The organism is Halomonas sp. KM072, assembly GCF_050710315.1.
Taxonomy (GTDB): domain Bacteria; phylum Pseudomonadota; class Gammaproteobacteria; order Pseudomonadales; family Halomonadaceae; genus Vreelandella; species Vreelandella hamiltonii.
Genome location: NZ_CP136132.1, coordinates 2,291,501 through 2,315,132, shown reverse-complemented (window position 1 = coordinate 2,315,132; position 23,632 = coordinate 2,291,501). Strand labels below are relative to the sequence as shown.

The window sequence follows — 23,632 nt, the reverse complement described above, 5'->3', positions numbered from 1 at the left end:
GGAGTCAATAAATGAATGCGATAACGGAACAGCAGAACCTTGCCCATTGGCCGCTTAGCCCTGAGCAGCGCGCAGTGTTGATGGCTGCGGAAGCTAATGAAAGTGACACCCAGCAGGCGGCATTGGTGCAGGCTAATGTCATGGTGGTCGATATCCAAGGGGCGCTTGATAGCTCGCGGTTGGAGCACGCACTGAGCGACCTTAGGCAACAGCATGAAGCCCTATCGACAGCTCTGAAGAGCGTGGCCGGGTACCGCGGACTGCGACACCAGGCGCTTGAAGAACTACCTGCTATTGAGTGGCGGTATGAGGACTTACGCGGCAGCGATGACAAAGCCAATGGTGTTCGTGACTATAGCGAGGCATTAAAGCTCCGGCCCATGGCCGTCGAGAGTGGCGAGTTACTGCGTCCAGCGCTGCTGCGAACTGGCGAAACAACCTGGATGTTAGTACTGGCCGTTTCGGCGTTGGTGGCGGATCGCGGCAGTCTGCAGTCGCTGTTCTCAGAGTTGGCGGATGCTTACGATCAGAGCGGAGGCGCCGATGATGAGTCGGCGCTTCAGTATTCCCAATTCATCGAATGGCGCGCTTCCCTCGAAAGTGACGATGATGCCGAAGAAGGCCGTGAGTATTGGCAAAATCACCAGCAGCATGCCGAGCAGGCAGGCGCATGCCGTTTACCTGCAAGGCAAGCGCATCGCCATGACGTGCGGGCAGAGCATGAATATGTGGCCTTGCAGCTCGAACCAGACCTCGTAGCGCGTATCGATAGCCTAGCAGATGAGCTTCAAGTATCCGCAGAGGCAGTATTGCAGGCGGCGTGGTGGGCGCTACTCGCCAGGATTAGCGGCAACGAGTGTGTGCTGGGCGGCTGGCAACACGACTGCCGCCAGGATTACGAGGTGATGCAAGGGGCGCTTGGTCTCTTCGACAAGGTACTGCCGGTGCTAGTTGAAGGTATTGTTGATAGCGATTTCTCTAGTTGGATCGCCCGTCTAGCGGAGCAGTTAGAGGCGCATACCCAGGCCCAGGAGTATTGGTCGATTGATGCGCTGCCCGATAAGCGCCACCTAGTCGCGGGGTTCGCATTTTCGGAGGGAGTGAGTGGGTTAAAGTCAGCGGGTTTGCAGTGGTGCTTGCGAGAACTGCCAGGGCCATCGGCAGAGTTTGAACTTGCCTTGCAGATTAGCCGCAGTGAGAGGGGGTCAGTGGCAACGCTCTACACCGACCCATCACGCTATAGCCGAGCGGTGGCCGAGTGCTTGCTGGATCAGTACCAGACGCTGCTGCAGGCAGGTCTAGCCGACCCAGCGCAAAAGCTATTTTCGGTGCCGCTTATTTCTTCTGAACAACAGCAGGGATTACAGTCGATCGAGGACTGTGAGCTCGACGTGGGCGAGCGTAGCGTAGCGGCCCATACCGCCGCTTGGGCTGCTTTGACGCCGGATGCCATTGCCATTGAGGAGCAGGGGCGCACGCTGAGTTACGTCCAACTAGAAGCCCGCGTTAATGATATAGCTCGATGGCTGGATGGTCAGGGTGTCAAGCGTGGAGACTACGTAGCGCTTAATTTGCCCCGTTCCACCGATTTGGTCGTGCTGCTACTGGCAGTATGGCGTGCAGGTGCCGCCTACCTGCCGCTTGATCCAGAGTGGCCCGAAGCCCGTAAACGGCGGGTGCTTGAGGATGCCCAGCCCGTACTAGTAGTGAGCGCTGAAAAAGCCGAGGCGGAACCCACTTCACTGGCCCTTCCCGGCATCCGCAGTGTGGGGCTGCCACAAGAAGTGGATGAAGCGGGTAGTGCCTTGTCGTTTCCAGAGCCAGACCTCGGCGACGTGGCTTACCTTCTCTATACTTCTGGCTCCACGGGCACGCCCAAAGGTGTGGTGATCGAGCATGGCCAACTGCTCAATTACGTCGCCGGAGCCACAAAGGCCATGGGGCTATCGGTATGTCAGCGCTGGGCATTGACCGGGTCGCTGGCCACCGACCTGGGCAATACGGCGCTGTTCGGCGCCTTGTTCAATGGAGCTCGCCTGGTGATCGCCGCACCTGACGATATGCAGGATGGCGATCACTTTGCGCACTTTATGTCGGCGGCCGGTATCGATGCACTCAAGATAGTGCCGTCCCACCTGGAGGCCCTGCTGGAGTGCGACGCTCCCCGGTTGCCGAAAACAGTGATTCTAGGCGGCGAGGCGCCTTCACCTTTCTTACTTTCGAGCATCGCGCGGATCTCACACGAGTGCCAGTTATACAACCACTATGGCCCCACAGAAGCCACGGTGGGCGTTATGGTGCACCCGGCATCGCTGGCCCAAGATATTGCAGGCCCGTTGCCACTAACCCAGCCGCTACCGAATTGCCGCTATCGAGTGCTTGACGATAACTTGCACGCGACCCCCACCGGTGCCGTGGGTGAGCTGTATCTGGGCGGCGCCCAACTGGCGCGGGGTTATCTTAATAGCGATGCTTCCGCGTTTGTCGAAGATCCCTTTATTGCCGGTGAACGGCTCTATCGCACAGGCGATCTGGCGTGCGTGCTGCCCGAGGGTGGCGTACGCCTTATTGGGCGAGCCGATGACCAGATCAAGCTGCGTGGTTTCCGGATCGAACCGGCGGAAATAGAAAGCATGCTGCGAGCGCAGCCAGGGGTTAAACAGAGCCTGGTTCGCCTGATGGGTCGGGGCAGTGATACCCAGGAACTCGTGGCGTTCCTGATCGCTGACGCCGAGGTAACGTCCGTTGAGGGCCAAGCCCAGCTTCGCGAGCAGCTGGCTGTGCTACTGCCTGAGCCCATGCGTCCTTCTTGTTTTATCTCTGTTGAGCATTTCCCTCGCCTAGGTAACGGCAAGGTAGACACCTTCGCGCTGGAAGCCTTGGCCCAAAAAACCGCGAAAAGAAAAACCTTGGTGAAGCCCCGGGATGCCGTGGAAGCCAACCTGTGTCAGGCCATGGCTGAGCTGCTTGGTCGTGATGAGGTAGGCATTGATGACGACTTCTTCGAGCTGGGTGGGCACTCCTTGCTGGTGATCAAACTGGTGGCCCGCATCCGTAAGCAGTTCGGGATCGAGATAGCCCCCGGTGTGGTGTTCGATCATCCCACCGTCGCTGAGCTGGGTGCCGCTCTACGGGAGAGTTGTGCTGAGGCCAGCACGAGCGGTCTAGCCGAGCTTGATAGCAACTGAGTAGACAAACTTGCCTAGTAACATCATTTGTAACGCGGTACAGGAAGAGGATTTAGCGATGAAGGAATTGGCTCATCCACAAGATGTGGCAGCACCTATTGATGACAGGGAAGTGCAAACTGGAGTACCGGAAGCAGTTCGTGAAGGTGAGGCATTGCCTCTGTCATATTCTCAGCAGCAGCTTTGGTTCCTGCATCGTTATTCGCCGGATCTTACCGCCTACAACCAGCCGCGTGCTTACCGGTTTACCGGAAATGTGGATGCGAGGGCTTTAGAATGTGCTTTTCAAGCGCTGATTCAACGCCATAGCGTATTGAGAACGCGATTCTTTGAGCGCAACGGTGTACCACACCAGTCCGTGCTCCCTAGCGTCCCTTTTTCTATTCGTAGAGAAGATCTCTCTGAACTGGCTGCACCAGAACAGGACGAAAGGCTGGCGCGTTCTATCCAGAATATCGCGCAGCATGTCTTCGATTTAGGCGCGCCGCCGTTGCTGGTAGCCCGTTTAATCAAGCTGGCGGAAAACAGCTATGTATTAGTTGTATGTCTTCATCACATTGTCTCGGATGCCTGGTCTAACCGGATCATCGAATCCGATCTGAGTGAAGCCTATCGTCAGGCGTTGGGCCAAAACGAAGATGCGCAGCTTCCAAGCTTGCCCGTGCAATATGGCGACTACGTTCGACAGCAACAGAAGAGAGTGGCGTCGGGCGAGATTGACAAGGAACTTACGTATTGGAATGAGCATCTTGGTGACGATGTCCCGCCGCTGGAAATCACTACGGATCGTGTCTATCCCAAGCAGCAAGAATTTAGGGGCGCCGCAAAGCGTTTCGTGTTGGATAGCAGCCTAGCCAGTTCCCTAAAAACCTTTTGCCACCAAAATCGATTTACTCCTTTCGTGCCACTTTTCGCCGCCTGGCAAGTTGTGCTGGCCCGCTACTGTGGACAACAAGACTTCGCTATTGGTGTGCCGTCGTCAGGTCGCCAGCAAGAGGATTTTCAGGAGGTCGTTGGCTTTTTCATCACGACACTGCCTTTTCGAGTACGAGTGAATCCAGCCATGACGCTGGGTGACGTATGTCAGCAGGCTAAAAAAGATGCAGTGGGATCCCTCAATTATGCTGATATGCCATTGGAGGTCTTGCTCGAACAACGGAAAGTAAAGCGGGATCCCGTTCGACAGCCGCTGTTTCAGGTTATGTTTGGTCTCCAGTTTAGGTCTGATGAGGAGCAGCTTCAGTTAGATGATGTGTCTGTCGAACTGATCGATCTTCCTCAGACGAGTGCAAAGTTTGAGCTGTCGCTGGATATTTTCATCGAGCAGGAGCAAGTGGTTGGCGCTCTAGAGTTCAATTCGGATCTGTTCGATGATCAGACAATTCAACGTTTAATCGGTTACTACCAGAAAGTACTGAGAATCCTATTAGAAAAGCCGGAAACACAGCTCACCACTATCGAACTACCTGACAACGCGGAAAAAGCATTGCTGCTCGACTGGGGAAGCCGCGCAGCAACCGATAGTCCGGTCGAACCCATCCATCACCTGATAGAGCGCCAAGCTGCGGCAACCCCAGAGGCTACGGCACTAGTATTCGAAGATCAGTCGCTCAACTACACCGAACTCAATACCCGCGCCAACCAGTTGGCCCACTACCTGATCGGTCTAGGCGTAAAACCTGAGACCCGGGTGGGTATTGCTGTTGAGCGCTCCATTGAGATGGTGGTAGGGCTGCTGGCTATTCTCAAGGCGGGTGGTGCTTATGTGCCACTAGATCCAGATTATCCGAGTGATCGGTTGACCTATATGGTCAAAGACAGCGGCATCGAGCTACTGCTAACCCAGCAGCATCTTTGCGATGCGTTGCCGGTGGCCGATGGGCTGAACGTCATTGATTTGGATCGGTTGGAGGTTGCTCACCACGCGCCGACCAATCCGAACGTGGCCCTGCACGGCGAAAGTCTTGCTTATGTGATCTACACCTCCGGTTCCACCGGGCGCCCCAAGGGCGCCGCCAACCGTCACCATGCACTGACCAATCGCCTACAGTGGATGCAGGAGGCCTATGGATTAACGGCCGACGATGCGGTGCTACAGAAAACGCCATTCAGCTTCGATGTGTCGGTGTGGGAGTTCTTCTGGCCGCTGATACAGGGGGCTCGACTGGTGATGGCGCCACCAGGCGCCCATCGCGAACCGACACAGCTGGTTGAGCTGATTCGCACCCACAAGATCACCACTCTGCACTTTGTACCATCGATGCTTCAAGCCTTCCTAACCCATGGCGAGGTAGAAGCCTGCACCAGCCTGACACGCTTGGTATGCAGCGGTGAAGCGCTGCCTGCGGAGCTGCAGAATCAGGTATTTGTCCGCTTACCTCAAGTGACACTCTACAACCTCTATGGCCCCACGGAAGCGGCCATTGATGTTACCCACTGGACTTGCCAAGACGATGGGCGCAACCACGTAGCTATCGGCCAACCGATCGCCGGTATCCGCACTTACGTATTGGATAGCGATCTTAACTTGGCGCCGCCCGGAGTCGCAGGTGAACTCTATCTCGGAGGTATTGGTTTGGCGCGGGGCTATCTGCACCGGTCTGACCTTACCGCAGAACGTTTTGTCGCTGATCCGTTTGCGCAGGGCGAGCGCCTCTACCGCACCGGTGACCTGGTGCGCTGGCGTGACGATGGCCAGCTCGAGTACCTGGGCCGCCTTGATCATCAGGTGAAGATACGTGGCTTACGTATCGAACTAGGCGAGATCGAAGCCGAGCTATTAGCTCAGCCGGCGGTTCGCGAAGCGGTGGTGGTCACCCAGGAAGGCCCCGGCGGTTCGAGGCTGGTGGCTTATGTGGTTCCCCAAGCCGATAGTGAACTTGACACCAGCTCACTACGTGAAGTGCTGGGGCAGCGGCTACCAGACTATATGGTACCGGGAGTAGTGGTCACCCTCGATGCACTGCCGCTGAATGCCAACGGCAAAGTAGACCGCAAGGCACTGCCTGAACCGGATTTAGCCAGTAGCTCGCAGTATGAGCCACCGCAAGGCGAGGTGGAAGCAGCCTTGGCGAAGGTCTGGAGCGAGGTGTTGGGGGTGGAGCAGGTAGGGCGTCACGATAATTTCTTTGAGTTGGGTGGGCATTCATTATTGGCTCTGAAGGTGTTGGAGCAAATGCGGCATCAAGGACTGAAGGCGCAGGTACGCACGCTGTTCCAATGCCCGGAACTGGCGGCCTTTGCCCGGGCATTGACGCAGGCATCAGAGCAGCAAGAAATGATCACCCCGCCTAACCGCATTCCAGATGGCTGCTCGGCAATCCAGCCCGAGATGCTGACTTTGATCGAACTCAATGCCGAAGAGATCAGCGCCATCGAAGCGGCAGTGCCGGGTGGAGCCAGCAATATCCAGGATATTTACCCGCTGGCACCACTGCAGGAGGGCATTCTCTTTCACCACCGTTTGCAGGAAGAGGGCGATGCCTATGTTACCCCGCGTCTGCTTGGCTTCGACAGCCGAGAACGGCTGGAAACCTTTATTATCGGTTTTAACCAGCTCATTGCCCGCCACGATATTTTACGTACGGCGGTACTTTGGGAGGGAGGTCGTGAACCGGTACAAGTGGTTTACCGATATGCCGAACTAGCCCTCGAATGGCTAGACGTGGAGGGAGATGGTTCTCACTGCGTCGCTCAACGGCTGAATGCCGAGGTGAACCCTGAACATCATCGTATCGATGTGCGTCGAGCCCCCATGCTACGGGCAGTTGCTGCATATGATGCCGAGCAAAATCGCTGGCTGTTGCAGCTACCTAGCCACCACCTCGTCATGGATCACACTACCCTTGAGCTATTAGTGAAAGAAATTTCCCTGATCCAGCAAGGCCGCGAAGATGAGCTACCCCAACCACTTCCATTCCGCAATTTCGTTGCCCAGGCCCGGCTAGGGGTAAGCCAGGAGGAGCATGAGGCCTTCTTCCGTGAGCAGTTGGGCGATATTGAAGAACCGACCGCGCCCTTCGGGCTACTAGACGTTCGCGGCTATGGCAGCGAGATAGAGGAAGTTCGCGTTCCTCTGGATACAGAACTGGCCCGGCAGGTGCGGCAACAGGCCCAGAGCTATGGTGTGAGCACGGCTAGCCTGTTCCATCTGGCCTGGGCCTTGGTATTGAGCAAAACCACTGGGCGGGACGATGTGGTGTTCGGCACTGTGCTGTTCGGCCGCATGCAGGGCACCGAGGGCGCCGAGCGGGCGCTGGGGATGTTTATCAATACGCTCCCTGTGCGTATCAAAATGGGCGCTCAAGGTGTCGATCAGTCCTTGCGAAAAACCCACGAGGCTTTATCTGCCCTGTTGCATCACGAGCATGCCAGCCTTGGCCTTGCGCAGCGCTGCAGCGGGTTGCCCGGTGGAACGCCGCTATTTACCAGTTTGCTGAACTATCGTTATAGCGCATCTCAACAAGAAAGAAGCCCCGCTCATAGCTTGGAAGGAATGGAGATACTGGGTAGCCAGGAGCGTACCAATTACCCATTCGGTATAGCGGTAGATGATCTGGGAGAGGGCTTCCAGCTAGTAGGGCAGGTGAGTCGCACGATTGGTGCACAAAGATTATGTGATTACATGGAAGCTGCTGTAGCTGGCATTGTGGAAAGCCTGCAAACAGCACCGCAGCAAGCACTAAGCGAGATCAACCTGCTAGGAAAAGAAGAGCAGCGGTTGTTAAACGAGTGGGGGGTGAACTCCCACCATCCCGATGCTCAGCCAGTCCATCAGCTGATTGAGCGCCAAGCTGCGGCAACCCCAGCGGCTACGGCGCTAGTATTTGAAGATCAGTCTCTCAGCTACGCCGAACTCAATACCCACGCCAATCGCTTGGCCCACTATCTAATCGGACTTGGCGTAAAACCCGAGACCCGAGTGGGTATCGCCATGGAGCGCTCCATCGAAATGGTGGTGGGGCTGCTGGGTATCCTCAAAGCGGGGGGGGCTTATGTGCCGCTGGATCCGGATTACCCCGCCGAGAGGCTGTTCTATATGGTCGAGGACAGTGGCATCGAGCTGCTGCTTACCCAACAGCACCTGCGCGACATCTTGCCGGTGGTGGGGAGCCTGAACGTTATTGAGCTGGATCAGTTGGATGTGACGCATTATGCGTCCACCAACCCTCAGGTGGCACTGCACGGTGAACATCTCGCCTATGTGATTTACACCTCGGGCTCCACCGGGCGGCCCAAGGGCGCGGTCAACCGTCACCATGCCCTTACCAATCGCCTACAGTGGATGCAGGACGCCTATGGCTTAGCGACCGACGATTCGGTGCTACAGAAAACCCCCTTCAGTTTCGATGTTTCAGTATGGGAATTCTTCTGGCCGCTGATGCAGGGCGCCCGGCTGGTGATGGCGCCACCAGGTGCCCATCGTGAACCGGTACAGTTGGTCGAGCTAATCCGTAGGCATAACATCACTACACTGCACTTCGTACCTTCAATGCTGCAGGCCTTCCTGGCTCATGGCGAGATCGAAACCTGTACCAGCCTGACGCGTCTGGTATGCAGCGGAGAGGCGCTACCGGCTGAACTGCAGAACCAAGTATTGGCTCGATTAACTCACGCGGCGCTCTACAACCTCTATGGCCCCACCGAAGCAGCTATCGACGTTACCCACTGGACGTGCCAAGACGATGGGCGCAACCACGTAGCCATCGGCCAACCGATTGCGGGTATCCGCACCTACGTACTAGACGGCGATCTCAACATGGCGCCTCCCGGGGTCGCAGGTGAACTCTATCTTGGTGGCGTGGGCTTGGCGCGGGGCTATCTGCACCGCTCTGGTCTTACCGCAGAACGTTTTGTCGCCGATCCATTTGCGCAGGGCGAACGCCTCTACCGCACCGGTGACCTAGTGCGCTGGCGGGAGGATGGTCAGCTCGAGTACCTGGGCCGCCTCGACCACCAAGTGAAGATCCGCGGCCTGCGTATCGAGCTTGGCGAGATCGAAGCCGAACTACTCTCTCAGTCGGAGGTTCGCGAAGCAGTAGTGGTCGCCCAAGAAAGCCCCGGTGGTTCTAGGTTAGTCGCTTATGTGGTTCCCCAAGCCGACAGTGAACTCGACACCAGCTCATTACGTGAAGCGCTGGGGCAACGACTGCCGGACTATATGGTACCGGGCGTCGTGGTCACCCTCGATGCACTACCGCTGAATGCTAACGGCAAGGTAGATCGCAAGGCCCTGCCCGCTCCGGATTTGGCCAGTAGCACGCAGTACGAGCCGCCTCAGGGCGAGGTGGAAGAAGCCCTGGCGGAAACCTGGTCTGATGTGTTGGGCATGGATCAAGTGGGACGTCACGACAATTTCTTCGAGTTGGGGGGGCACTCGCTACTTGCGATGCAAATGGCGGCACGCGTTCAAGCTGATATGCAAGTTGAGCTCCAACTATCCGAGGTGTTTAGGAAACCACTGCTGCGCGACCTGGCAGAGTGTATTGCCACGCTAAGCAGCGGGCACTCCTTAGAGCAGTCGCTCTCCGATATTGATTCCTTTATCGACAGCATGGATACCGTTCAATGAGTAACATAGATACCCGTCGTATTGCGGAACGCTTTGCCGGATTACCTGTCGAGCAGCGTCGCGCAGTTTACGACAAGATCCGCACTCAGGGGTTAGGCATTGGCCAGTTCCCAATTCTTTCTCGTCCTGTATCACAACAGACAGCTTGCTCACCCTCTTATGCCCAACTTCGCCAGTGGTTTCTGTGGCGCATGGATCCTCAAAGCAGCGCTTACCATATTACTGGTGCTCTGACCCTTAAGGGCTCGCTGGATACTGAAGCACTGCGGGGTAGCTTCTCCGCCTTAATATCTCGTCATGAAACATTGCGGACGGTGTTCCGCGACGATGGCGAGGGTGGGTTGATGCAGGTGGTGCAGGCTGATAGCAACTTCGCATTGCATGAGGTCGACCTAGGTCATATGCCGAAGGCTGAACGAGAAGGGGCAATAGAAAATGAGGTTGATCGGCTTTGCAACGATCCTTTCGATTTGGAGCAGGGGCCACTTTTGCGCGTGGGGATACTGCGTTTAGCTGAAGAGGAGTACCTGTTAGTAGTGGTAATGCACCACATCGTCTCCGATGGTTGGTCGATGCAGTTGATCATCGATGAATTTGCAGCGGACTACTCCGCTCGGGTAACGGGTGAGACGTGGCAGCCGCCAGCCCTGCCGATACAGTACGCTGATTATGCACTCTGGCAGCGTCAATGGATGGAAGCGGGCGAGAAAGATCGCCAGCTCGCATACTGGCAGGTGGAACTTGGCAACGAACACCCGGTACTGCAGTTGCCGACCGATCACCCACGTCGCAGCGATGGACACTATCAAGCAGCAAGCCACGAAATAATGCTTCCTGGCTCGATGGTGAGCGGATTGAGTCATCAGGCTCAGGCGAAGGGCGCCACCCTGTTTATGACGTTACTCACCGGTTTCCAAGCGCTGCTGTATCGATATACGGGGCAGGAAAATATCCGGGTCGGCGTGCCAATTGCCAACCGCCACCGGACGGAAACCCAAGGCGTGGTGGGGCTTTTCGTCAACACCCAGGTACTGCGCAATATGTTATGTGGACGCCTTAGCCTGGCTGAGGCGCTGGAACAGAGCAAACGTGCAGCTCTGGGGGCACAAGAGCATCAAGATCTGCCGTTCGAGCAATTAGTGGAAGCGCTGCAGCCCGAGCGTAGCTTGAGCCACACGCCGCTGTTCCAGGTGATGTTCAACCACCAGCGGCAAGATCATGGATCGCTGCAGACGCTACCAGGACTGGAACTGAGTACCTGGGCGCTGGAGCAGGGAAAAGCTCAGTTCGAACTGACGCTCAATGTGGTCGAGCGCAAGGATGGTTGCCTGGAGGCAAGCTTCGTTTATGCAGAAGAGTTGTTTGAGGCAACCACCATAGAGCGCCTAGCTCAGCACTATATGGTTATTCTGCAGGCATTGGCAGAGATGCCGGAACGCGCATTGAGCGATGTCGAACTGTTAGATATAGATGAACAGCTAAAATTACAGGAATGGGGCGTAAACACACAGCGGTATCCCAATGCCCAGCCCACCCATCAACTGATTGAGCAGCAGGCTGCTGTAACGCCAGAGGCTACTGCATTAGTGTTTGAGGATGAGTCACTCAGCTACGCCGAACTCAATACACGCGCCAACCAGTTGGCTCACTACCTGATTGGCCTAGGCGTAAAACCTGAGACGCGGGTGGGCATCGCTGTGGAGCGCTCTATCGAAATGGTGGTGGGGCTGCTGGCTATTCTCAAGGCGGGGGGGGCCTATGTGCCGCTGGATCCGGCTTACCCCGCTGAGCGGCTGTCCTATATGGCTGAGGACAGCGGTATCGAGTTGCTGCTCACCCAGCAGCGTTTTCGCGATACGTTGCCGGTAGCTGAGAACTTGAGCGTTATCGAGCTGGATCTGGATAGGCTGGATGTCACGCAATATACCTCGACCAATCCTGAGGTGACGCTGCATGGCGAGCACCTCGCCTATTTGATCTACACTTCGGGCTCCACTGGGCGGCCCAAGGGCGTTGGGGTGAGTCATGGCCCGCTGTCGATGCATCTTCAAGCGATTGGCGCGCGCTATGGACTGACGCCCGAAGACCGGCTACTTCAGTTCGCTTCGATCAGTTTTGACGCCGCTGGGGAACAGTGGTTGCTTCCACTGCTAGCAGGAGCAGCCCTTGTGCTACCACAAGGACGCCATCTAGGAACCGAGACGCTAGCCACTCTGGTGCGGCAGCATGCCGTTAGCGTGCTGTATCTGCCGCCGGCTTATTTACGCCACCTCTATCAAAGCTTGCCGGCAGGTTCCTTGCCGGTGCGCCTATGCATTGCCGGTGGCGAAGCCTGGTCGCGAGATGAGTTTGAGGGAGTTCGTCGAATTTGCCAGCCAGAGCGACTGTTCAATGCCTATGGTCCGGCCGAAACCGTTATCTCGCCGACGCTATGGTCAGACGATGCTGGGTTGGGGCAGTCGCCTCAAGTGCCGATCGGCCAGCCAATTGGGGCACGTAAGGCACTGGTGCTGGATGCCGATCTGAATCTTGTACCGGTCGGCATAGCAGGTGAGCTTTACCTGGGCGGCGCTGGTCTAGCGAGGGGCTATTTGAATCGTACCGACCTTACAGCAGAACGTTTTATCGCTGATCCGTTTGCGCAGGGAGAACGCCTCTACCGTACCGGCGATCTAGTGCGCTGGCGGGAGGATGGCCAGCTTGAGTACCTGGGCCGCCTCGATCACCAGGTTAAGATCCACGGCCTACGTATTGAGCTAGGTGAGATCGAAGCCGAACTACTCTCTCAGCCGACAGTCCACGAGGCGGTAGTGGTAGCGCAAGAAGACTCCACTGGTTCGAGACTGGTGGCCTATGTGGTTCCCCAGGCTGGCAGTGAACTCGATAGCACCTCACTACGTGAGGTGCTGGGGCAACGACTGCCAGACTATATGGTGCCGGGCGTCGTGGTCATGCTCGAAGCACTGCCGCTGAATGCCAACGGCAAGGTGGATCGCAAGGCCCTGCCCAAGCCGGACTTGGCCAGTAACACGCACTATGAGCCGCCCCAGGGAGAGGTGGAAAAAGCGCTGGCGGGAATCTGGTCAGAGGTAATTGGCGTCGAACGTGTGGGCCGTCATGACAACTTCTTTGAGCTGGGGGGGCATTCGCTTCTGGCTCTAAAAGTGCTGGAGCAAATGCGGCACCGGGGCTTGACGGCGCAGGTGCGCACGCTGTTCCAGTGCCCGGAACTGGCGGCCTTCGCCCGGGCATTGACGCAGACATCAGGACAGCAGGAAATCAATATCCCGCCCAATCTGATCCCTCACGATTGTCAGACTCTCCAACCTGAGATGTTGACACTCATCGAGCTCAATGCTGAAGAGATCAGCGCCATCGAAACGGCCGTGCCGGGTGGGGCCAGCAATATCCAGGATATCTACCCGCTAGCACCGTTACAGGAGGGTATTCTATTCCACCACCGGCTACAGGAAGAGGGTGATGCCTATGTCACTCCACGTCTGCTTGGCTTCGACAGCCGAGAACGGCTGGAAGCCTTTATAGCCGGTTTTAATCAGCTGATTGCCCGTCACGATATCCTGCGCACTGCTGTGCTTTGGGAAAACCTGCGTGAGTCGGTTCAGGTGGTTTACCGGCATGCTGAATTAGCCCTCGAATGGCTAAGCGTGGATGGTATCCCATCACAAAGTGTTGCCGAACGGCTGAATGCAGAGGTGGATCCTGAGCGCCATCGCCTCGATGTGCGCCGAGCGCCGATGCTACGGGCGGTGACTGCCTACGATGCTGAGCAAAACCGCTGGCTGTTGCAACTACCTAGCCATCACCTCGTCATGGATCACACCACCCTCGAGCGACTGGTGGAAGAAATAGCCCTGATCCAGCAAGGCCGCGAGGACGCACTGCCCAAGCCGATCCCATTCCGCAACTTCGTAGCGCAGGCGCGTCTGGGGGTAAGTCTGGAAGAGCACGAAGCCTTCTTTAGAGAGCGGTTGGGCGATGTTGAAGAACCGACAGCGCCCTTCGGGCTACTAGACATTCGTGGCGATGGCAGCGATATCGAAGAAGTACGCGTTCCTTTGGCTGCGGAACTAGCCCAGCAGGTGCGGCAGCAGGCGCAGCGCCATGGTGTCAGCACGGCCAGCCTGTTCCACTTGGCCTGGGCGTTGGTGCTAAGCAAAACCACCGGGCGGGACGACGTGGTATTTGGCACAGTGCTGTTCGGCCGTATGCAGGGTACTGAGGGCGCTGAGCGGGCACTAGGGTTGTTTATCAATACGCTTCCGGTGCGTATCAAAATGGCCCAAGGTATCGAGCAGTCCTTACGACAAACCCACGAGTCCCTATCAGCGCTGCTGCATCACGAACACGCTAGCCTTGGTCTTGCGCAGCGCTGTAGTGGACTAACTAGTGGCATGCCACTCTTCACCAGTTTACTTAACTATCGCTATAGTGCACCGAAGCACGAAGGTAGTTCCGCTCATATTTGGGAGGGGGTGGAAGTAATAGGCGGCCAGGAGCGTACCAACTACCCGATTGGTATGGCGGTAGATGATCTGGGAGAAGGCTTCCAGCTAGTAGGGCAGGTGAGTCGCACGATTGGTGCACGAAGGTTATGTAATTACATGCAAGCCGCTGTAGCCAGCATGGTGGAAAGCCTGCAAACGGCACCGCAACAAGCGATAAGTGAGTTCAGCCTACTAGGAGAAGAAGAACGGCGTTTATTAAGCGAGTGGGGAGTGAATTCCCACCGGCATCCCGATACTCAGTCAATCCATCAATTGATCGAGCGCCAGGCCGAGGTAACGCCCGAGGCTACTGCATTAGTATTTGAGGAGCAGTCACTCAGCTACGCCGAATTCAATACTCGTGCCAATCGTCTGTCCCACTATTTGATCGGTCTTGGTGTAAAACCGGAGACCCGGGTGGGCATCGCCATGGAGCGCTCCATCGATATGGTGGTGGGCCTCTTGGCGATTCTCAAGTCGGGGGGCGCCTATGTGCCGCTGGATCCCGAGTATCCTTCAGAGCGGCTGGCGTTCATCGCCGAAGATAGTGGCATCGAGCTGCTGCTGACTCAGCACCACTTGCACGAGTCATTGCCGGTAGCGGATGGACTTAGCGTTATCGAGTTGGATCGGCTGGACGTGGCACATCACACCTCTACCAATCCAGCGGTGGCGCTGCACGGTGAGCACCTCGCCTACGTGATTTACACCTCGGGATCCACCGGGCGGCCCAAGGGCGCTGCCATTCGCCATGATGCCTTGACCAACTGCATGGTCTGGATGCAGGAGACCTACCAACTCACCGATACCGATGCAGTACTGCACAAGGCGCCGTTCGGGTTCGACGTGTCGGTATGGGAGATTTTCTGGCCGCTGAGTGTTGGGGCACGCTTGGTGATCGCCCAACCAGGCGACCACCGGGATCCAGAACGCATCATTGAGCTGATTCAGCGGCACGGAGTCACCACGCTTAATTTCGTGCCCTCTATGCTCAAGGCCTTCCTGGCCTATCCTGATGTCAAGGCCAAGACGCGGCTCAAGCATATCATGTGCGGTGGCGAAGCCGTTCCCGCCACTCTACAGCAGGACGTAGCTGAGTGCCTCGACGGCGCCCACCTGCATGACCTCTATGGCCCCACTGAAACCACCATTCATGTCACTCACTGGTGGTGTCGTGATGACGCTCATCGCCAGATCCCCATTGGGCGGCCTATTAGCGGTACCCGCACCTACGTCTTGGATGGTGAGCTCAACCTGGCGCCACCGGGTGTGGCTGGAGAGTTATACCTGGGTGGGATCAGTCTGGCCCGTGGCTATCTCAATCGCAGTGATCTTACGGCGGAGCGCTTTATCGCTGATCCGTTCACAGAGGGCGAGCGCCTCTACCGCACCGGCGATCTGGTGCGGTGGCGGGAGGATGGCCAGCTCGAGTACCTGGGGCGCCTCGACCATCAAGTAAAAATACGTGGCCTACGTATCGAACTGGGGGAGATCGAAGCCGAGCTATTATCCCAGCCAGAGGTTCGCGAAGCGGTAGTGGTAGCTCAGGAAGGTTCTAGCGGCTCTAGGTTAGTCGCTTATGTGGTTCCCCAGGCTAACATCAAGCTCGACACTAGCCCACTACGTGAGGCGCTGGGGCAACGACTGCCGGACTATATGGTGCCGAGCGTTGTGATCCCATTGGAGTCGCTTCCGTTGAATGCCAATGGCAAGGTAGACCGTAAGGCCCTGCCCGTGCCGGATTTGGCCAGTGGCTCGCAGTATGAGCCGCCCCAGGGCGAAGTGGAAGAAGCGATGGCGGAAGTCTGGTCAGAGGTGATTGGTGTCAAATGTGTGGGCCGTCATGACAACTTCTTTGAGCTGGGGGGGCATTCGCTGCTAGCTCTAAAAGTGCTGGAGAAAATGCGGCATCGGGGACTAACGGCGCAGGTACGCACGCTGTTCCAATACCCGGAATTGGCGACCTTTGCCCAGGCACTGACGCAGACATCAGAGCGGCAGGAGGTAATCATCCCGCCCAACCGGATCCCTCAAGATTGTCAGGCTCTCCAGCCTGAGATGCTGCCCTTAATTGAACTCGATGACGAAGAGATCAGCGCCATCGAAGCGGCAGTGCCCGGCGGTACTAGCAATATTCAGGATGTTTATCCGTTGGCACCACTGCAGGAGGGCATTCTCTTCCACCATAGGCTGCAGGAAGAAGGCGATGCCTATGTCACCCCGCGTCTGCTTGGCTTCGACAGCCGAGAACGACTGGGAGCCTTTATAGCCTGTTTCAATAAGCTGATTGCCCGTCATGATATTTTACGTACAGCGGTGTTGTGGGAAAACCTGCGCGAGCCGGTACAGGTGGTATACCGGCATGCCGAATTAGCCCTCGAATGGCTAAACGTGGATGGCGCCTCATCACAAAGCGTTGCCGAACAACTGAATGCGAAAGTGGATCCTGAGCATCATCGCCTTGATGTGCGGCGAGCGCCGATGCTTCGGGCGCTGGCTGCGTACGATGTTAGACAGGATCGATGGCTAATGCAGTTGCCTGGTCATCACTTGGTGATGGATCACACTACCCTTGAGCTACTAGTGGAAGAGATTACCCTGATCCAGCAAGACCGCGAAGATGAATTACCCCAACCGCTCCCATTCCGCAATTTCGTTGCCCAGACCCGACTAGGGGTAAGCCAGAAAGAGCATGAGGCCTTCTTCCGCGAGCGGTTGGGCGATGTTGAAGAACCTACCGCGCCCTTCGGTCTGTTAGACGTTCGCGGCGATGGCAGTGAGATAGAGGAAGTTCGCCTTCCTTTGCCAGTGGAGCTGGCCCAGCAGGTGAGGCAACAGTCACAGCGTTATGGTGTGAGCACGGCTAGCCTGTTCCATTTGGCCTGGGCGTTGGTGCTGAGCAAAACCACTGGGCGGGACGATGTGGTGTTTGGCACCCTGTTATTCGGGCGCATGCAAGGCGCCGAGGGTGCCGAACGGGCTTTGGGGATGTTTATCAATACGCTGCCCATACGTATTAAGACGGGTTCCCAAGGCATCGAGAACTCCCTACGCCAGGCCCACGAGGCCCTGTCTGCGCTGTTGCAACACGAGCATGCGAGCCTCGCCCTGGCGCAACGCTGCAGCGGTCTGCCTGGAAGAACACCGCTGTTCACAACTCTATTTAACTACCGCTATAGCCCGACAAAGGATGAAGACTCTCAGCCTAGCTCGGGCATGATTTTGCTGGATAGTCAGGAGCGCACCAACTACCCGATCACGATGTCGGTGGACGATCTAGGTAACGGCTTTCAGTTGGTAGGGCAGGTGAGCCGTATAGTCGGTGCTCAGCGGCTGTGTGACTATCTGAGTACAGCAATTGCAGGCATCGTAGAAAGTCTGCAAGCTGCATCTCAACAATCATTAAGTGAGATCAGCCTACTCAGAACAGACGAGCAGCAGTTGTTGAGAGAGTGGGGAGAGGATAAGCAACAGTATTCTGACACTTCTCCAGTCCATTATCTGATTGAGCAGCAGGCTTTGGCAACTTCCGAGGTCACGGCAGTAGTATTCGAAGATCAGTCACTTAGCTACGCCGAACTCAACACCCGCGCCAACCGCTTGGCTCATTATCTTATTGGCCTAGGTGTAAGGCCCGAAACCCAGGTGGGTGTCGCCATGGAACGCTCCATCGAGATGGTGGTGGGTCTACTAGCGATTCTCAAGGCGGGTGGCGCCTATGTGCCACTGGATCCGGATTACCCCTCCGAGCGGCTGGCCTATATGGTCGAAGACAGCGGCATCGAGTTGCTTCTCACCCAGCAGCATCTTCGCGATACGTTGCCGATAGCTGAGAGTCTGAGCGTTATCGAGCTGGATCGTCTAGAAGTAGCGCACTATGCCTCGAATAATCCCGGAGTAGCCCTGCATGGTGAGCACCTCGCCTACGTGATTTACACCTCGGGTTCCACCGGGCGACCCAAAGGAGTGGCCAACCGTCACCATGCACTGACTAATCGCTTACGGTGGATGCAGGATGCCTATGGCCTAACGGCTGACGATGCGGTGCTGCAGAAGACGCCCTTCAGCTTCGATGTCTCGGTGTGGGAGTTCTTCTGGCCGCTGATGCAGGGGGGGCGCCTGGTGATGGCGCCGCCGGGAGCCCATCGCGAACCGTCACAATTGGTCGAGCTAATCCGTACCCATGACATCACTACACTGCACTTTGTACCTTCAATGCTGCAGGCCTTCTTGGCGCATGGAGAGGTAGAAGCCTGCACCAGCCTGACACGCATGGTGTGTAGCGGCGAAGCGCTACCGGCAGAGTTGCAGAATCAGGTATTTGCCCGCTTACCTCAAGTGGCACTCTACAACCTCTATGGCCCCACCGAAGCGGCCATTGATGTTGCCCACTGGACTTGCCAAGACGATGGACGCAACCAGGTAGCGATCGGCCAACCGATCGCCGGTATCCGCACTTACGTATTGGATGGCGATCTTAACTTGGCGCCGCCCGGAGTCGCAGGTGAACTCTATCTCGGAGGTATTGGTTTGGCACGGGGCTATCTGCACCGGCCTGACCTTACCGCAGAACGTTTTGTCGCTGATCCGTTTGCGCAGGGCGAACGCCTCTACCGCACCGGCGATCTGGTGCGCTGGCGGGAGGACGGCCAGCTCGAGTACCTGGGCCGCCTTGATCACCAGGTGAAGATACGTGGCTTGCGTATCGAACTAGGCGAGATCGAAGCCGAGCTATTATCTCAGCCGGAGGTTCGCGAGGCGGTGGTGGCCGCCCAGGAAAGCCCCGGCGGTTCGAGGCTGGTCGCTTATGTGGTTCCCCAAGCCGACAGTGAACTCGACACCAGCTCACTACGTGAAACGCTGGGACAAAAGCTACCGGAGTATATGGTACCGGGCATCGTGGTCGCCCTCGAGGCATTGCCGCTGAATGCCAACGGCAAAGTGGATCGCAAGGCCCTGCCCGAGCCGGAGTTGGCCAGTGGCTCGCAGTACGCGCCTCCACAGAGTGCGGTGGAAGAAGCGCTGGCAGACATCTGGTCAGAAATACTGGGCGTCGAAAGGGTGGGCCGCCACGACAACTTCTTCGAGCTGGGGGGCCATTCGTTATTGGCTCTGAAAGTTTTGGAGCAAATGCGGCATCGAGGACTGACGGCAGAGGTGCGCACGCTGTTCCAATGTCCAGAGCTGGCGGCCTTTGCTCAAGCGTTGACGCAGGCACCCGAGCATACTGAGATCACCATCCCACCCAATCTGATTCCTCACTATTGTCAGGCTCTCCAGCCCGAGATGTTGACGCTAATCGAGCTCAATGCCGAAGAACTTCGTGAGATCGAAGCCGCTGTGCCCGGTGGTGTCAGCAATATTCAGGACATCTACCCCCTGGCACCACTGCAGGAGGGCATTCTCTTCCACCATCGGCTGCAAGAAGAGGGTGATACCTATGTAACGCCACGACTGCTGGGCTTCGATAGTCGCGAGAGGCTGGAAGCCTTTATTGCCGGTTTTAACCAGCTGATCGCCCGTCACGATATTCTACGTACCGCCGTGCTCTGGGAAGGGCTTCGCGAACCGGTGCAGGTGGTCTGCAGGCATGCAGAATTGGTGCTCGAGTGGCTGGACTTGGATGGTGCCCCATCACAGAGCGTCGCCGAACAACTGAATGCCGAGGTGGATCCTGAGCACCACCGCCTCGATGTTCGCCGGGCCCCCATGCTGCGAGCAGTGGCTGCCCATGATGGCGAACTAGGTCGCTGGCTGCTGCAGCTACCCAGCCACCACCTCGTCCTGGATCACACCACCCTTGAGCTACTGGTGGAAGAAATAGCCCTGATCCAGCAAGGACGCGAGGACGAACTACCCAAGCCGATTCCATTCCGGAACTTCGTGGCGCAGGCTCGGATAGGGGTAAACTCAGACCAACATGAAGCCTTCTTCCGCGAGCAGTTGGGGGATATCGAAGAGCCCACCGCCCCCTTTGGGCTGCTGGAGGTACGTGGCGATGGCCGCGATATCGAAGAAGTGCGCGTTCCTTTGACTGCGGATCTAGCCCAGCAGGTGCGGCAACAGGCCCAGCGCTACGGAGTGAGTACGGCCAGCCTGTTCCATCTGGCCTGGGCCTTGGTACTGAGTAAGACCACGGGTCGCGACGATGTGGTATTTGGCACCGTGCTGTTCGGCCGCATGCAGGGCATCGCAGGTGCCGAGCGGGCGCTGGGGATGTTTATCAACACCTTGCCGGTGCGCATCAAAACGGGTACTCAAGGTATCGAGCAGTCTTTGCGACAAACCCACGAGGCCCTTTCTGAGCTCATGCATCACGAGCATGCCAGCCTCGGACTGGCTCAGCGATGCAGCGGGTTGTCTGGAGGATCGCCGCTATTCACGAGCATGCTGAACTACCGTTACAGCGCTCTCCAGGAAGAAGGAACGCCCACCCACACCTGGGAAGGGATAGAAGTGCTGAGCGGCCAGGAGCGTACCAACTACCCCATTGGTATGGCGGTAGATGATTCGGGAGAAGGCTTCCAACTAGTAGGGCAAGTGAGCCGTACAATCGGCGCCCAGCGCCTATGTGATTACATGTGCTCGGCCGTGACAGGCATCGTGGAAAGTCTGCAAACGGTACCACGCCAAGCGATCAGTGAGATCAGCCTGCTTGGAAAGGGTGAGCGACAGTTGTTGAGCGAGTGGGGAGAAAATGCTCAGCACTGTTCTGACACTTCTCCAGTGCATCAGTTGATAGAGCGACAGGCGGAAGCAACCCCAGAGTTCACGGCCCTCATCTTCGACGATCAGTCGCTCAGCTATGCCGAACTCAATACCCGTGCCAACCAGCTGGCCCACTATTTGATTGGCCTAGGCGTACAACCCGAGACCCGAGTGGGCATTGCCATGGAGCGTTCCATGGAGATGGTGGTGGGGTTACTGGCGATTCTCAAGGCCGGCGGCGCCTATGTACCGCTGGATCCGGAGTATCCCTCTGAGCGGCTGGCCTTCATCGCCGACGATAGTGGCATCGAGCTGCTGCTGACTCAGCACCACTTGCGCGATTCATTGCCGGTGGCTGAGAGTCTAAGCGTTATCGAACTGGATCGGTTGGACGTTGCGCATCAAGTTTCTACCAATCCAGCTGTGGCGCTGCACGGCGAGCATCTTGCCTATGTGATTTATACCTCCGGCTCCACCGGTCGGCCCAAGGGCGCCGCCATCCGCCATGAGGCCTTGATCAACTGCATGGTCTGGATGCAGGAGACCTACCGGCTCACCGAGACCGATGCCGTACTGCACAAGGCGCCGTTTGGTTTCGATGTGTCGGTATGGGAAATTTTCTGGCCGCTGAGTGTCGGGGCACGTTTGGTGATCGCCCAGCCAGGCGACCATCGAGATCCAGAACGCATCATCGAGCTGATCCAGCGGCACGGCGTCACCACGCTCAACTTCGTGCCTTCAATGCTCAAAGCCTTCCTGGCCTATCCCGACGTCAAGGCCAAGACGCGTCTCAAACATATCATGTGCGGTGGCGAGGCTGTTCCCGCCTCGCTGCAGAAGGACGTGGCGGAGTGTCTCGATGGGGCTAACCTTCACGATCTTTATGGCCCCACCGAAACCACCATTCATGTCACGCACTGGTGGTGCCGTGATGACGATCACCGCCAGATCCCTATTGGGCGACCCATTAGCGATACCCGCACCTACGTCTTGGATGGTGAGCTGAACCTAGTACCACAGGGCGTTGCGGGAGAGCTCTATCTCGGCGGGGTAAGCCTGGCCCGTGGATATCTCAATCGCAGCGGTCTGACGGCGGAGCGCTTTATCGCCGATCCGTTCAAAGAGGGTGAACGCCTCTACCGTACCGGTGACCTGGTGCGCTGGCGGGAGGATGGTCAGCTCGAGTACCTGGGCCGCCTCGACCACCAAGTAAAAATCCGCGGTCTGCGGATCGAACTGGGCGAGATCGAAGCCGAACTGCTCGCTCAGCCGGAGATTCGCGAGGCGGTGGTGGTCGCCCAAGAAGGCCCCAATGGCGCCAGGTTGGTGGCCTATGTGGTTCCCCAGGCCGACAGTGAACTCGACACGAGTAAATTACATGATCGACTGGGCCAACAGTTGCCAGACTATATGGTGCCGGGTGTCGTGATCATGCTCGACACACTGCCGCTGAATGCCAACGGTAAGGTGGAGCGCAAAGCATTGCCTGAGCCTCATCCAGGAGAGCCCCGGGATTACGTGACACCTTCCACACCAGAGGCACACCAACTCGCTGAGATTTGGCAGCAAGTGCTGGGCATTGAGCGGGTCGGCGAAACTGATAATTTCTTCGAATTAGGTGGTGATTCTTTGCTAAGCCTAAAAGTAATGAACCATGTGCAAGCGCTGCGGGAACCTAAACTCGACTTCAAGCTATTCGACCTGATGCAGAAGCCGACCATTGCTGATCTGCTGGAAGTGAGGAATCACACTGAGGTTCTGCCCAAAGGGGCTCTCATGCTCAATGGCGAGTGTCGCACTCAGCCGCCGCTATTCTGCATTCATGCCGTGATGGGAACGGTTTTTGACTATCAACCGTTGGCTCGGCGCTTGCAGGGAGTATGCACGGTTTACGGTCTGTCTTGCCGAATGTTGACCGACCCACAGCATCGAGATTCATCACTTGAAACAATGGCTGATGACTATGTGGAGACGATACGCCGCATACAACCCGTGGGGCCCTATCGGCTATTGGGATGGTCTCTTGGTGGAGCATTGGCCGCGATGATCGCGGCACGTCTTGAAGGGGTGGGGCAAGACGTGAGCCAACTGGCTTTGATAGATCCCTATGTACCTGGCGGTGGTCTGCATAGCGAGGATAGCTGGCAGCGAGATTTTGCAAACTTTGCATCGGTTATATTGCCAAGTGTTTCGCTTGAAGCTCGGGATGGTAAGGAGGAGAGCAAGGAGGAACCGAGTGAGGAGGAGGTTGCCCTTAAGCTGTCGAAGCTAATGGCGTCATTCGATGCATATGGTCGTGAGGGTTACGCAACATTGGGTAGCGAGGAGCTTGCTAGAATATTCTGCGTGGCGCGGCATTTGAAGTACCTTTCACTACAGCTTGATGCCTTGCCTGCATTGGACTGTGACGTGGACTGCTGGTGGGAATCGAAAAGAGGTTGGGAAGAGCGACAGGCGTTAGCGAACCAGTTAAATCGAATCCCGAGAACCTCAATTGAAACTCCCCATGACCACTTCTCAATTGTTGGGGATGAGGATCTGATATCTCAGGTGGAGGAGCTACTGGAAGCAAGTGCTCATCGGTATATCGGTGAGCAGGTGCCAGCTTGAGTAAAGGTTTTATGACCTCTTGCCTATAGAATAACTGTAGCGGCATGCCG

Annotated in this window: 3 protein-coding genes; all 3 read left to right on the top strand. The window is 57.0% G+C overall.

Annotated elements, in window-relative coordinates; genetic code table 11:
- Positions 1–11 precede the first annotated feature (11 nt).
- Genes RVM26_RS10955 through RVM26_RS10945 form a run of 3 tightly spaced genes read left to right on the top strand, consistent with a single transcriptional unit; the run spans position 12 to position 23,582 of the window.
- A complete protein-coding gene (locus RVM26_RS10955; protein WP_498938604.1) occupies positions 12–3,188 on the top strand; it encodes a non-ribosomal peptide synthetase in 3,177 nt (1,058 codons plus the stop codon).
- A 58-nt stretch (positions 3,189–3,246) separates the two neighbouring features.
- Positions 3,247–9,759 (top strand): non-ribosomal peptide synthetase, encoded by a 6,513-nt coding sequence (locus RVM26_RS10950; RefSeq protein ID WP_172415974.1) that lies wholly within the window; start codon positions 3,247–3,249, stop codon positions 9,757–9,759.
- Positions 9,756–23,582, top strand: coding sequence for a non-ribosomal peptide synthetase (locus RVM26_RS10945; RefSeq protein WP_498938602.1), 13,827 nt, complete (start codon positions 9,756–9,758; stop codon positions 23,580–23,582). The genes RVM26_RS10950 and RVM26_RS10945 overlap by 4 nt, the downstream gene beginning before the upstream one ends.
- Positions 23,583–23,632 lie beyond the last annotated feature (50 nt).

Excerpts from the sequence above, each read along its gene's own strand:
- RVM26_RS10950 (WP_172415974.1), top strand. The coding sequence starts at position 3,247 with ATGAAGGAATTGGCTCATCCACAAGATGTGGCAGCACCTATTGATGAC.
- RVM26_RS10945 (WP_498938602.1), top strand. The coding sequence starts at position 9,756 with ATGAGTAACATAGATACCCGTCGTATTGCGGAACGCTTTGCCGGATTA.
- RVM26_RS10955 (WP_498938604.1), top strand. The coding sequence starts at position 12 with ATGAATGCGATAACGGAACAGCAGAACCTTGCCCATTGGCCGCTTAGC.